The 12885-nt window shown below is 69.0% G+C and carries 10 protein-coding genes; 5 read left to right on the top strand and 5 right to left on the bottom strand.

Translation table 11 applies throughout. From position 1 onward, the window contains the following. The first annotated feature begins 108 nt into the window (after positions 1 to 108). A complete protein-coding gene (locus NON22_RS12420; RefSeq protein WP_257387256.1) occupies positions 109 to 1341 on the top strand; it encodes a multidrug effflux MFS transporter in 1233 nt (410 codons plus the stop codon). A 6-nt stretch (positions 1342 to 1347) separates the two neighbouring features. Here the strand turns inward: NON22_RS12420 and NON22_RS12415 are convergent, their stop codons facing one another. Beyond that, the gene (locus NON22_RS12415; protein WP_257387255.1) at positions 1348 to 1584 is read right to left on the bottom strand and encodes a hypothetical protein; all 237 of its coding nucleotides are present in this window, start codon (positions 1582 to 1584) and stop codon (positions 1348 to 1350) included. 243 nt (positions 1585 to 1827) lie between these two features. Beyond that, positions 1828 to 3609 carry a M2 family metallopeptidase gene (locus NON22_RS12410; protein ID WP_257387254.1) on the bottom strand — a complete coding sequence of 594 codons (1782 nt, stop codon included), beginning with the start codon at positions 3607 to 3609 and terminating at the stop codon, positions 1828 to 1830. A gap of 304 nt (positions 3610 to 3913) precedes the next feature. Here NON22_RS12410 and NON22_RS12405 point away from each other — a divergent pair, with 304 nt between their 5' ends. The 3 genes from NON22_RS12405 (at position 3914) to NON22_RS12395 (ending at position 5439) form a co-directional block, all read left to right on the top strand. Then, on the top strand, positions 3914 to 4120 hold the full coding sequence (locus tag NON22_RS12405) for a hypothetical protein (protein WP_257387253.1): 207 nt from the start codon (positions 3914 to 3916) through the stop codon (positions 4118 to 4120). A 113-nt stretch (positions 4121 to 4233) separates the two neighbouring features. Next, positions 4234 to 4818: a rhomboid family intramembrane serine protease gene (locus NON22_RS12400; protein ID WP_257387252.1), complete on the top strand. Its 585-nt coding sequence runs from the start codon at positions 4234 to 4236 to the stop codon at positions 4816 to 4818. 216 nt (positions 4819 to 5034) lie between these two features. Beyond that, the gene (locus NON22_RS12395) at positions 5035 to 5439 is read left to right on the top strand and encodes a response regulator (protein ID WP_343231945.1); all 405 of its coding nucleotides are present in this window, start codon (positions 5035 to 5037) and stop codon (positions 5437 to 5439) included. Between the two features lie 223 nt (positions 5440 to 5662). On the opposite strand, the gene NON22_RS12390 is transcribed toward NON22_RS12395, so the two are convergent. Next, a complete protein-coding gene (locus tag NON22_RS12390) occupies positions 5663 to 7819 on the bottom strand; it encodes a M3 family metallopeptidase (protein ID WP_257387251.1) in 2157 nt (718 codons plus the stop codon). 293 nt (positions 7820 to 8112) lie between these two features. On the opposite strand from NON22_RS12390, the gene NON22_RS12385 reads away from it, so the two are divergent. Next, complete coding sequence (locus NON22_RS12385; RefSeq protein ID WP_257387250.1) at positions 8113 to 10620, top strand: choice-of-anchor B family protein; 2508 nt, start codon at positions 8113 to 8115, stop codon at positions 10618 to 10620. 193 nt (positions 10621 to 10813) lie between these two features. Here NON22_RS12385 and NON22_RS12380 read toward each other — a convergent pair whose 3' ends face one another. Then, positions 10814 to 11251: a hypothetical protein gene (locus tag NON22_RS12380; RefSeq protein WP_257387249.1), complete on the bottom strand. Its 438-nt coding sequence runs from the start codon at positions 11249 to 11251 to the stop codon at positions 10814 to 10816. A gap of 229 nt (positions 11252 to 11480) precedes the next feature. Next, positions 11481 to 12566: an acyltransferase family protein gene (locus NON22_RS12375; RefSeq protein ID WP_257387248.1), complete on the bottom strand. Its 1086-nt coding sequence runs from the start codon at positions 12564 to 12566 to the stop codon at positions 11481 to 11483. Positions 12567 to 12885 lie beyond the last annotated feature (319 nt).

Here is a 12885-nt window from a genome sequence, read left to right as displayed (position 1 = left end):
GTCGGCGCGCCGGCTGCCGTCGGCGCGGGCGGCGGCGAAGGAGGGCGCAGCGCCTGCCGGCCGCGGCACGGCAGGCGCGGGAACCGGCGCAGCGCCTGCGGTCCGGCCATGAGCGTGACGCCCAAGCCCGGCCTGACCGTGCTGCTCGCCGGACTGGCCATGTTCGGTCCGTTCGCGATCGACACGATGTTCCCGGCGTTTCCGGCCATCGCGGCGGAGTTCGGCGCGAACGACTTCGCGATGCAGCAGACCCTGTCGATCTATCTCGTCGCGCTGGCCGTGATGTCGCTCGTGCACGGACCGCTGTCGGACGCGCTGGGCCGCCGGCCCGTCGTCATCGGCGGCGTCGCGGTGTTCACCCTGGCTTCGATCGGCTGCGCGCTGACCTGGTCCATCGACAGCCTGTGGTTCTTCCGTGCGCTGCAGGGCACCTGTGCAGGCGCCGGCTGGATCGTCGCGCGCGCGATCATGCGCGACCTGTACCAGGGCCCGGTCGTGCAGCGCCTGATGTCGAACGTGTCGATGCTGTTCACGATCGCGCCGGCGCTCGCGCCGATGATCGGCGGCTGGGTGCTGCTGGCCGGCAACTGGCGCTGGATCTTCTGGTTCCTCGCGCTCTGGGGCGGCCTGCTGCTGGCCGCATCGATCTGGCGCCTGCCCGAATCGCATCCGCCCGAGCGGCGCCTGCCGCTGCGCGTGAGCGCGCTCGTCGGCGGCTATCTCGACATGCTGCGGCATCGCCAGTTCTGGCCGCTCGCGATCGCCGGCACGATGAACTTCAGCGCGATGTTCCTCTACATCTCCTCGGCGCCGGCGTTCGTCGTCGGGCTGTTGAAGCTCGGTCCGCAGCAGTTCGGCTGGCTGTTCGTGCCGGCGGTCATGGGCATGTTCGTCGGCTCGCTGCTGTCGAGCCGCCTGGCCGGCCGCATCAGCGTCACGAGCACGATCAGTCTCGGCTACGGCGTCATGCTCGTCGCGTCGCTGTTGAACGTGACGACGGCGCTCGTGCTGCCGCACCCGCGGATACCCTGGTCGGTGCTGCCGATCGGCCTGCACGCGATCGGCATCTCGCTGTCGTTCCCGAGCCTGACCGTGTTGCTGCTCGACCGCTTCCCGCTGCACCGCGGCGGCGCGTCGTCGCTGCAGGCCTTCGTGAGCCTCGTTTTCAACGCGGTACTTGCCGGCGTGGTCGTCGTGTTCGTGTCGGGCAGCGCGCTGCACCTCGCGCTCGGCGCGGCCACCCTGACCGTCGTCGGCTTCGTGGCCTGGCGCGTGTTCCGCTACCAGACCAAGCAGGAATTGCTGCGCGACGCCGGCGCGGCAGCCGCGCCGGCGGACTGATCGCGCTCAGCCGGCCGGCGCGGTGCCGAGAATCTGCTTGAGCACCAGCAGCACCTCGTCCTTGCCGCCCATGATCGTCAGCTGCTGGTCGCGCGCGACGTCGGTGCCGATGTTGACGTTGTAGCCCTGGCCGAGATCGTTGCCGTCTTCGTCGGTGCGCGGATAGGTTTCCACCTTGCCGATGTACATGATGCGGTTGGCGTCGACGAAGCGGCCGTCGGGAAGTTTGATCCAGCGTTGCATGGCGGGGTCTCGCGGTTGGCTGGCGCGAACATAGCATGCGGCGGCGATGCGGCGTGCCGCCACAGTTGATGGACCGGTATGGATGGCGGCGGCCGATGCTGGCGAGCGCGTTTTCCGCCGGGCGCAACGCGCGTGAGCCTTGCGGTGCCGTGCACGCGTTCGCGGAATGCGCGCAGGCAACGAAAAGGGCGCGCCTCGCGGCGCGCCCTGGATCGTCGGATCGACTACGTCGAGACGGCCCGCTCACTCCCAGCCGCAGTGCTGCCCCTTGTTCTGCTGCTTGAGCCAGGCGTGCAACGGCGCGAAATAGTCGAGGATCGCCGAGGCGTCCATCTCGCCCTTGCCGGTCAGCTCCCTGAGCGTCGCCTGCCAGGTCTGGCTCGAGCCCTTTTCGAGCATGGCCCAGAACTTCGCGCCGGCGGCCTTGTTGCCGTAGATCGAGCATTCGTGCAGCGGCCCCTTGTAGCCGGCGGCCTTGCACAGCTCGCGCTGGAACTGGAACTGCAGGATGTGGGCGAGGAAATAGCGCATGTACGGCGTATTGCCGGGTACGTGGTATTTCGCGCCGGGATCGAAGTCGCCCTCGGTGCGCGCGACGACCGGCGCGACGCCCTGGTACTTCTTCTTCAGCGCCCACCAGGCCGCGTTGTAGTCGGCCGGCTTGATAGAGCCGTCAAACACGCCCCAGCGCCATTCGTCGATGAGCTTTCCGAACGGCAGGAACGCGACCTTCTCCAGCGCCTGCTTCATCTGCGCGTTGAGCACGGCCTCCTTGCTCGGTTTGGTCGCGCCGGCCAGGCCGATCTGCGCGAGATAGCCCGGCGTCAGGTTCAGCTGGATCGTGTCGCCGATCGCTTCGTGGAAGCCGTCGTGCGCGCCGGTCTGGAACAGCGGCGGCAGCTTGTTGTAGGCCAGGTAGTAATAGATGTGGCCGAGCTCGTGGTAGATCGTGCGGAAGTCTTCCTCGTTGATGTTGATGCACATCTTGATGCGCACGTCGCCTTCGAGGTTGAGATCCCAGGCGCTCGCGTGGCAGACCACGTCGCGGTCGGCCGGGCGCGTCAGCTGCGATTTCTCGTAGAACGATTTCGGCAGCGCCGGGAAGCCCAGGGAGCTGTAGAAGTCCTCGGCGCGCTGCACCATCGCGACCGGCGTGTACTGCTTCTCCTTCAGCGCCGCGTCGACGTCGAGGTTGGACACGCCCGGATACGGCTGCAGCAGCGGATACAGCGCCGACCAGTCCTGCGCCCACATGTTGCCGGTGATGTGCGCCGGGATCGTGCCGTCGGCGGCGAGCCTGCCCGGATACTTCGCCTCGAGCTTGTGCCGCGCGTAGCACTGCAGGTCCTTGTACAGCGGCTCGACCTGGCGCCAGAGACGGTCGGTTTCCTGGCGGAAATCCGCCGCGCTCATGTCGTAGCCCGCGCGCCACATGTCGCCGGCGTTGGCGTAGCCCATCTCGCGGGCGCCTTCGTTGACGAGCTCGGCGAAGCGCACGTAGTCCTTGCGCATGCCGCGCGCGGTGTTGTGCCAGGCGGTCCAGGCTTCGAGGTCGGCGTCCCAGTCGCGGTCGTCGGCCAGGGTCTTGCTGAGCTGGTCGAGATTGCGGCAGGTCTCAGGCTTGGCCGGATCGGTGCAGGACTTGCCCGAGCCGTAGGCGGCGTTCAGGCGCGAAGCGATCTGGGTCAGCTCGGCGAGCTTGGCCGGGTCCTGCGGCGCCGGCATCGCGGTCTGCAGCTTCAGCAGGTCGATGCCGCGGCGGGTCGCCGGCGACAGGTCCTTGAGGCCGGCGAACTTACTGGATTTCTCCACATTGGCAGAAAGTCGAGCGAGCGCGCGCTCGTTGGCCTTGGCCACGAGCACTTCGGTGTCGCCGTTGATGTAGGTCTCGGAGACCCACTGCGCGGCGGTGACTTCGACGTAGTTGTCGCGGATCTCCTGGTTGATCGCGGCGACGAAGCTGTCGGCGGCGGCGGCATTGACGGCCTGGGCGAGCGCGGTCGGCGCGACGGCGCCCAAACCCATCGCGAGAGCCAATGCAAGTGCGGAACGGACTGGTATCACGGACGACTCCCGGAAGGCCGCGGCCCCGCGGCCGCCGGCGTGGTGGCGCAGGCTAGTCCCGCGGGCGGTCCGAAAGCAACCGCGCCGCTTGAAATGCGCAGTCGCCGCTAACATCTGCGCAACCATGCGCTCGTCGCGCCGCGGCAGTGCGGGTCGCGGCGCGCAGGCCGTCGCTGCGGCGCCGAATCGCCGTCGACCGCCGCGGTTTCCACGAACGATTGTTTTCGACGGTCTCGAGCCGTCCATCCGGGAGACGTGACAACCCATGAGCACAGGACAGGGTTCCGCCGGCAACGTGATCGCCGCGCTCTGCAGTTTCTTCATTCCAGGGCTGGGCCAGCTCGTGCAGGGACGCCTGCTCATGGCCGCGGTGCAGTTCGTGCTCGCCGCGGTGCTCTGGCTCGTCCTGCTCGGCTGGATCGTGCATCTGTGGTCCATACTCGACGCGGCCCTGTTCAAGCCGCGCGGCTGAGCCGCGACGGCCCGGAGCGGCGGGCGCCGTGTCGCGAAGAGCGGCGGCTCGCCGTCGCTTCGTCCGCTGCGGGCCGCCAGCCTCGACCGCCCTGACGCAGGAGCCGTTTCCGCATGATCGTCACCCTGATTCTGATCGGCCTGACCGTGGCCGTATCCCTGGCCGCGTTCAACGACGCGCGCCTGAAGCAGCAACTCGTGCTGTGGCCGCCGGCCGTGCGCCGCCGCCGCGAATACTGGCGCCTGCTGAGCTACGGCTTCGTGCATGCCGACGGCATGCATCTCTTTTTCAACATGTTCACCTTGTTCTTCTTCGGGCAGCAGATGGAGGCGTACCTGACCCTGAAAATGGGCCTGTTCGGCCTGCCGCTGCTGTACGTCGGCGGCCTGGTCGCCTCGATACTGCCGAGCTACGTCAGGCACCAGAACGACCCGAATTACTACAGCCTCGGCGCCTCGGGCGCGGTCGCGGCCGTGCTGTTCGCGGGCGTGCTGCTGCGGCCCGGCGCGACGATCTACGTCTTCTTCATTCCGATGCCGGCGCTGGTCTTCGGCATCGCCTACATCGCCTATTCCTGGTACATGGACCGCCAGTCCAACGACAACATCAATCACAGCGCGCATCTCTGGGGCGCGGGTTTCGGGCTGATGTTCATGGCCCTGCTGGAGCCGTCGCTGGTCGGCCGCCTGCTGCGCTGAGGCGGCGGGCCGCTGCCGGGGCCCCGTCCGCAGCCCCGTCCCCCGGCGGTCCGGTTTGACCCGCCCGCGCCTAAGCCGGACACTTCACGGCCGGGGATGGAGTTTTGGGGAGTAGACGTGGGCGTTCTTGCGTTCTTGCAACGGATTTTCGGCGGCCGGGCCGCCGCCGCGGAGCGGCGGGACCGGCCGCGCATCAATGCGCGCGAAGGCACGCGCGTGCTCATCGTCGACGATTCGCCGACCATCGTCGCGTTGCTGCGCAAGCTGCTCCAGCAGAACGGCTATGCGACCCTGGAAGCCGGCGACGCCGAGGAAGGCATACGCCTGGCCCAGGCCGAGGCGCCGAACCTGATCTTCCTCGACATCGTGCTGCCCGGAATGAACGGCTTCGCCGCGCTGCGCCAGCTGCGCCGCGATTCGCGCACGAAAGACATTCCGATCATCATGATCAGCGGCAACGAGCAGGCGACCGAGCAGTTCTACGCCCAGCGCATCGGCGCCGATGATTTCATGAAGAAGCCGTTCTCCCGCGCCGAGGTCTTCATGCGCATCGAACGGCTGTTGAATGCCGACAAGATGCCGTACCGCTCGTCGCTGCGCGACGCGGCACGGGACGCCTGAGAAGCCGGGATATTCCGAGTTCGCCGGCGGAGACCGATCCGCCTGAAGCCCTTCCTCGTCAGAGGGCAGCTCTCTGCCAACGCCGCCGGCTCATGTGCGCCGCTCCTGCGTCGCCGACGATCGGCGCTGCGCCGGGCCACGGTCCGCCGGCTCCTTGCGCGAGGTGAGCGGGTAGCAAGGCGCGGCCGCGGTGATCGCGGCCGCGCGGTTCCTGCGGTGACGCTTACTTCGCGGTCAGGCCGCGGCGCTCGAGCAGCGGCTTGACGTCCGGGTCGCGGCCGCGGAAGTCCTTGAACAGCTGCATCGCGTCCTCGCTGCCGCCGCGCGACAGCAGGGTCTGGCGGAAGTGGTCGCCGTTCTTGCGCGAGAGGCCGCCGTTCTCCTTGAACCATTCCACGCTGTCGGCGTCGAGCACTTCGCTCCAGATGTAGGCGTAGTAGCCCGCCGCGTAGCCGCCCATGATGTGCGAGAAGTACGTGCTGCGGTAACGCGGCGGCACCGGCGCGAAATCGACGCCGGCCTTCTTCAGCGCGGCGGCTTCGAAGTCGAGCACGCCGGCGGCGTCCGGCGCCTGGCTGGCCTTGATCTGGTGCCAGGACTGGTCGAGCAGCGCGGCGCCGAGGTATTCGGTCGTCGCGAAGCCCTGGTTGAACTTGTCCGCGGCGATCACCTTGTCGACGAGTTCCTGCGGAATCGGCTCGCCGGTCTTGTAGTGCTTGGCGTAGTTCTTCAGCACTTCCGGCCAGGTCGCCCACATCTCGTTGACCTGCGACGGGTATTCGACGAAGTCGCGCGGCACGCTGGTGCCCGAGAAGCGCGGGTACTTCACGTTCGAGAACATGCCGTGCAGCGCGTGGCCGAACTCGTGGAACGCGGTGTTGACCTCGTCGTAGGTCAGCAGGGTCGGTTCGCCTTTGGGCGGCTTGGGAATGTTCAGGTGATTGGCCACGACCGGATGCGTGCCGAACAGGCCGCTCTGCGAGACGTACTCGTTCATCCAGGCGCCGCCGCGCTTGTTGTCGCGCGCGTAGTAGTCGACCAGGAAGATCGCGAGCGCCTTGCCGTCGGCGTCGGTCACGTCGAACACGCGCACGTCGGGATTGTAGACCGGCAGGTCCTTGCGTTCCTTGAAGCTGATGCCGTAGAGCTTGTTCGCGGCGAAGAACACGCCGTTCTTGAGCACATTGTCGAGCTCGAAGTACGGGCGCAGCTGGCCCTGGTCGAAGCTGTACTTCTCGGCGCGAACCTTCTCGGCGTAGAACGACCAGTCCCACGGCGCAAGCTGGAAGCCGCCCTTTTCCTTGTCGATCATGGCCTGCAGCTCGGCCGCTTCCTTCTTCGCGTTGGCCACGGCCGGCGGCGCGAGCTGGGCGAGGCGGTCGTTGACGGCCTTGACCGTCTTGGCGGTCTCGTCCTCGAGCGTGTAGGCGGCGTGATTTTCGTAGCCGAGCAGCGCGGCGCGTTCGGCGCGCAGCTTGGCGACCTTCGCGACGATCGCGCGGTTGTCGAACTCGCCGCCATGGCTCGCGCGGTTGACCGACGCCTTCTGCAGGCGCTCGCGCAGCGCGCGGTTCTCGAGCTGGGCCAGCGCCGGCTGGCCGCTGGTGTTCTGCAGCGCGATGACGTACTTGCCCTCGAGCTTGCGCTGCTTGGCGGCTTCGGCGGCCGCGGCGATGGCGCCGTCGGACAGGCCCTTGAGTTCTTCCTTGGTGTCGACGATGACGGCCGAGGCGTTGTTTTCCTTGAGCATGTTCTGGCTGAACTGCGTCTGCAGGCTCGCCAGTTCGGAATTCAGGGTCTTGAGCTTGGCCTTGTCGGCGTCGTTGAGTTTGGCGCCGGCGCGCACGAAGTCGGTGTAGTAGCGCTCGATCAGGCGCTTGCCTTCGGCATCGAGGCCGAGCGTGTCGCGCTTGTCGTACAGCGCCTGAATGCGCGCGAACAGCTTGCCGTTCAGCGCGATCGCGTCCTGGTGCGCCGACAGCTTCGGCGCCATCTCGCTCTGGATCTTCTCGAGGTCGTCGTTGGTGTTCGCGCCGCTGAGGTTGAAGAACACCGTGGTCGCGCGGTTCAGCAGCTGGCCCGATTTCTCCATCGCGACGATGGTGTTGTCGAAGGTCGGCGCGTCCTTGCTGTCGGCGATCGCGTCCATCTCGGCGCGCTGCTCGGTCATGCCCGCTTCCATGGCCGGAACGAAGTGCTCGTTCCTGATCTTGTCGAAGGCCGGGTACTGGAACGGCAGGGTACTCGGCTTGGCGAACGGGTTCTGGCTCATGTCGGCTTTGGCCGCGGCAGGGGCGGCGGTTGCGGCCTTGTCGGCGGCGTACAGCGGCGCCGCGAGGCCCAGGGCCAGCGCCAGTGCGACGGCGAGACGATTCTTCATGGAAACGCACTCCGGACAGGAAATCGGGCGCCGATCCTAAACCCTGGCCGACCATCCCGCCCCTGACGGAAGTCCCGCCCGCTTTGCCGCGCCTGCGCCGCTCGTGCTGCCCTGCCGCAAGATCGGTCGATCGCAGCATGACCAGGCGGCGCGGAATTCCGCGTGACGCGCGGTCCGCCGCGCGGACGAGCCGCGGCCGCATTGCGGCCGTTCCGTGCGCCGGCGCAGGGCGACCGCTTGGAGAGCGGCGCCGCGCCTGCCTAGAATCGGCGGATCGACAGGGGGAGCGACGCATGAAGCGCGGACGGATTCACGCCGGTCTGGCGGTGTGCTGGGGATTGCTGCTGTCCACGCCGCTGGCCGCGGCCGAGCCCGGCGGGCTGAGCCCGCGCATGCAGGCCATGCTCGCGGCGCGTCCGGCGCAGCCGCGCCCGCTCGCGCCGCTGCATGCGACACCCTGCGTCGGCGGTCTCGCGGCCGGTTATCCGTGTTCCAACGTCGATCTGCTGTCGTTCACGCCGGTCGCGACGTTCTCGGCCGGCAGCACCAACAGCCTCTGGGGCTGGACCGATCCGACCACGCAGATCGAATACGCGCTGATCGGCGCCGACAACGGCCTGGCCATGTTCGAGCTGTCGGATCCGACCCATCCGAAATACCTCGGCAAGCTGCCGACGCATACGGGCAGCTCGATCTGGCGCGACGTGCGCGTCTACGCCGACCATGCCTACGTCGTCAGCGACAACAACGGCGCGCACGGCCTGCAGGTGTTCGACCTGACCCGGCTGCGCGGCGTGACGACGCCGCAGACCTTCAGCGAGGACGCCTACCGCGGCGATTTCGGCCGCGGCCACACGATAGGCATCAACGAGGCCACCGGCTTCGCCTACGTCGCCGGCAGCAATACCTGTCCGGCGCCGAGCGCGACCGGTGCGCTGCGCATCTACGACATCCACGTGCCGGACGATCCGGCCTTCGTCGGCTGCGTGACGACCGGCAGCTACACCCACGAGAGCCAGTGCTTCGTCTACACGGGGCCGGACACGCAGCACCAGGGCAAGGAGATCTGCCTCAACGCGAACGGCCCGACCAAGCGCTTCGCGATCGTCGACGTGACGAACAAGGCCGCGCCGGCGACCTTGTCCTCGCTGACCTGGACCGGCGCGGGCTATCCGCACCAGGCCTGGTTCACCGAGGACCAGCGCTATGCCTTGCTCAACGACGAACTCGATGAGACCACGTTCGGCCATAACGCGCGCACCCTGGTGTTCGACCTGGCCGATCTCGACGCGCCCGTGCTCGTCGGCTATCACGAGCACGCGCTCGGCGTCATCGATCACAACCTCTACGTGCACGGCCAGTACGTCTACGAATCGAACTACGAATCGGGCCTGCGCATATTGCGCCTGGACAACCTGTCGCAGGCGCAGATGACCGAGGTCGCCTATTTCGACGTGTTTCCGGCCAGCGACAATGCCGAGTTCAACGGCAATTGGAACAATTACCGTTTTCCCGGCAGCGGCAACGTGATCCTGAGCGGCATTGACGAAGGCTTCTTCGTCGTCGCGCCGCAGCTGTGCACCTCGCCGCCGGCGCCGGCGGCGCCGAGCGCGACGGCCAGCGGCAGCCAGCAGATCAGCCTGAGCTGGACCGGCTCCGGTAACGCCGGCGCGATCTGGAATCTCGAGCGCGCCCAGGGCGGCTGCGGCGGCGCGTTCTCGACCGTCGCGACGGGCCTGACCGCGCCGAGCTTCGTCGACAGCGGCGTGTCGGGCCAGGTCGACTACGGCTACCGCGTCGTCGAGACCACGGCGAACGGCCAATGCGCGTCGACCGCGTCGGCCTGCGTCGAGGCGCGCGCGAACGGCGACTGCACCGCGCCGCCGCTGTTCAACGGCATCACCGGTGTCAGCAACGCCGGCACTGCCGGCTGCCGGCTCGACCTGAGCTGGAACGCCGCCGCGCCGGCCTGCGGCGGCCCCGCGCGCTATGCGGTCTATCGCGGCGACAGCGCCGGCTTCGTGCCGGGCGCGGCCAACCGCATCGCGCAGGGCGTCGACGCGCAGAGCTTCGCCGACCGCACCATCGCCGGCGGCGCGAACCGCTATTACGTGGTGCGAGCTGTGGATGCGGCCAACGGCGCCGAGGACGGCAACGCGGTCGAACTGTACGGCCGCGCGAGCGGGCCGCTGCAGGACGGTACCTTCGTCTCGGGCGCCGAGCCCGGCGAACCGCTGTTCGACACCTCGGCCGCCGGTCCGGTCACGAATGCGGTCGAAGCGCCGCAGCACGCGGGCTGGCACACGGCGACGACGCGCAAGCGCAGCGGCGCGCAGAGCTTCTGGTCGACCTCGGCCAACAACCTCTGCGTCTCGCTCGTCAGCCCGACCCTGAACCTGACGGCCGGGCAGGGCGCCGAACTGTCGTTCTGGAGCGCCTGGGACATCGAGGCCGGCTGGGACGGCGGCGTCGTCGAGGTGTCGACCGACAACGGCACGAACTGGACGCGGCTGACGCCGGTCGGCGGCTACCCGTCGTCGATCACGAACGGCGGCACGCTCTGCGGCATCAATCAGGGTTCCGGTGCCTTCACCGGCACGAACCAGCTGGCGACCTGGACGAACTCGCGCATCGACCTGTCGGCCTACGCCGGCCAGAGCGTGCAGCTGCGCTGGCTCTACCGCACCGACGGCGGCACGGCCGGGCAGGGCTGGTTCGTCGACGACATCGCGCTGAGCCATGCGCAGGTGCCGGGCGAGTGCAGCGTGGACCAGATCTTCGTCGACGGTTTCGGAACCTAGGTCGGAACGGGCGCAGCGACCCCGGCGTCGCGGTCTCTGGCCGCCAGCCGGCCGATCCCGCCGGCCGGCGGTGAGGGCAGCGGCTCCCCGCACCGAAGTCCTGCCGCTGCAACGCGCGTCGCCCGTCGCGGTCGCCGTTTCCCGGCCGCCGCCCTCGCCACGCGCCGCGCTCCATGGAGCGGCGCCGCGATTGCTAGGATTCCGGCGCCGGCGAAACGTATTCCACCGTGAGCCAGCCCGACGCCCAGCGCGTCAGGAAGACCACGTCGTCTTCGGTCAACGGCGGCAGTCCGCGCGGCTGTTCCCGGTCGGTGTTGTAGGAGACGTGGCAGTTGGCCGAGCCGTCTTCGACGTTGATCCAGATGCCGTGCACGGCCAGGGCGTCGGTGATGCCGGCGTCGTCGTAGCGGCGCCAGCGTGCGCGCTGCTTCACGCGCAGGTGTGCCGTCGCGAATGCGACGATGTTCGGCAGCTCGTTCCAGGTCGCGTCGAACGCGATCGACGCGCGCGCGAGCCACATCGAGCGCTCGCCGTGTTCCGGGAAGCGGACGTTGATGATCGTGCGGCCTTCCTGGAATTCGGCGTAGTCCGGCGTATAGGCGAGCGCGTCTTCGCGGCAGAGGCGCGGCATGGCAGTTCTCCTTTGTCAGCCGCGAACGCTGTGACGCAGCGCCAGCGAACAGTCCGCCGAGCCATCGTGGCCCGAGGCATGACCCGCAGGCCGGCAGCGAGCGCCGCATCGTAGGCTGGCGGCGAGCGCAGCGAACCCCCGCGTCGAGAGGCGCCCGGCTCGCGACGACAGCAAGCGTCCACCGGCCGCGCCGCCCGCACGATGCGCCGCCGCATTTCGTGCATGCCGCTCAGATCTTCCAGTACCACCCGCGCCGATCCAATGCGATCGCGACCCGCCACCACACCGCCACGATGGCCGCAGCCCAGGCGGCCGACGCGAATTCCGCGCCGGCCAGCGGCGTCAGCCAGCTCGCGAACGCGTGCGCGTAGAGCCAGCGATCCGCGCCCGTCGCCGCGAGCCCGCAGACCAGCAGCCAGGAACCCGCATAGGCCAGCATCGCATTGCGGCCGAGCGCGCCGCCGGGCAGCCAGATGCCGCGCCGGTCGGCGAGCCGGTGCGCAACGAGCAGCGCGAGACAGGCGATGCCGCCGGTCCACAGCACATAGGCCGGCGTCCACAGCGCCTTGTTGATCGGCTGCAGCAGATTCAGCGCCGCGCCGGCGGCCGCCGCGACGAAGCCCGCCCGCGCGAGCGCGTCGAGTTCGCCGCGCCGCAGCCAATGGCCGGCGCGCAGGCCTAGCACCGTCGTCGCGAGCGCGCCGAGCGTGCTGACGAGGCCTTCCGGATCGAATGCGCGGCCGCTGGCGGCGTCGTACTGATAGGCCAGGCGGCGCAACAGCGCGCTGTCGACGTACAGCGCCGGATTCGCGTCCTGCGCGACGCCGCCCCAGGCCAGCAGCGCACCGTAGCCGAGCAGCAGCAGGCCCAACAGCGTCCACTGCGCGCGCGGTCGCAAGGTCAGCGCCGCCGCGCCGGTCAACGCGACACAGAGCGCAATGCGCTGCAGCACGCCGGGCAGGCGGAACGCGCGGTCAGCGATCAGCAGCGCCGCGGCCAGGTGCAGGAACAGCCCGGCGCCGAACAACCGCGCCGCGCGCGACAGCACGCCGCGCAGCAGCGCCGCAGGCGCGCGTCCGCGTTCGATCGCCGGCTCGAGCGCGAGCGCCAGCGAGACGCCGGCGACGAACAGGAAAAAGGGAAAGATGTAATCCGCCGGACTGCAGCCGTTCCAGGCCGCGTGCTCGAGCCACGGATAGACGTGGCTCCAGTCGCCTGCGTCGTTGACGAGCAGCATGGCCGCGACGGTCAGTCCGCGCAGCGCATCGACCGAGGCGAAGCGCGGTGCCGGCGAGGCAACGGAAGCGGTATTCATCCAGGAACCCCGACGGATAACCCGTCGAGGTTCGCACAGGCTTCGCCGTCATCGCAAAGCGCGATCGGCGATCAGTCCGGTGCCGGCGCGCGGCTGCGTCGCCGCGGCTGTCGCCGGATCACGGCGCGTGCGCGTTTGCGTGCAAGCGCGCTGCGGGGACTCAGCGTGGCGAACGCGATCCGCGGCCGCCGTTGTTGCCGCCGTTGCCGCCCGTGTTGCCGTTGCCGGAGCGGCGGCCGCTGTTCTGGGCGCCGTTGCCGCCGCCGCGGCGCTGGTCGCGGCCCGCGTGGTGCTTGCCGCCGGCCGGCTGGTTCACGTG

The organism is Tahibacter caeni (assembly GCF_024609805.1).
Taxonomy (GTDB): Bacteria; Pseudomonadota; Gammaproteobacteria; order Xanthomonadales; family Rhodanobacteraceae; genus Tahibacter; species Tahibacter caeni.
This window is presented reverse-complemented; position numbering and strand designations above follow the sequence as displayed.

Bases quoted from the DNA above. Each gene is read 5' to 3' on its own strand.
- NON22_RS12420 (WP_257387256.1), top strand. From the start codon at position 109: ATGAGCGTGACGCCCAAGCCCGGCCTGACCGTGCTGCTCGCCGGACTG.
- NON22_RS12415 (WP_257387255.1), bottom strand. From the start codon at position 1,584: ATGCAACGCTGGATCAAACTTCCCGACGGCCGCTTCGTCGACGCCAAC.
- NON22_RS12410 (WP_257387254.1), bottom strand. From the start codon at position 3,609: ATGGGTTTGGGCGCCGTCGCGCCGACCGCGCTCGCCCAGGCCGTCAAT.
- NON22_RS12405 (WP_257387253.1), top strand. From the start codon at position 3,914: ATGAGCACAGGACAGGGTTCCGCCGGCAACGTGATCGCCGCGCTCTGC.
- NON22_RS12400 (WP_257387252.1), top strand. From the start codon at position 4,234: ATGATCGTCACCCTGATTCTGATCGGCCTGACCGTGGCCGTATCCCTG.
- NON22_RS12390 (WP_257387251.1), bottom strand. From the start codon at position 7,819: ATGAAGAATCGTCTCGCCGTCGCACTGGCGCTGGCCCTGGGCCTCGCG.
- NON22_RS12385 (WP_257387250.1), top strand. From the start codon at position 8,113: ATGAAGCGCGGACGGATTCACGCCGGTCTGGCGGTGTGCTGGGGATTG.
- NON22_RS12380 (WP_257387249.1), bottom strand. From the start codon at position 11,251: ATGCCGCGCCTCTGCCGCGAAGACGCGCTCGCCTATACGCCGGACTAC.
- NON22_RS12375 (WP_257387248.1), bottom strand. From the start codon at position 12,566: ATGAATACCGCTTCCGTTGCCTCGCCGGCACCGCGCTTCGCCTCGGTC.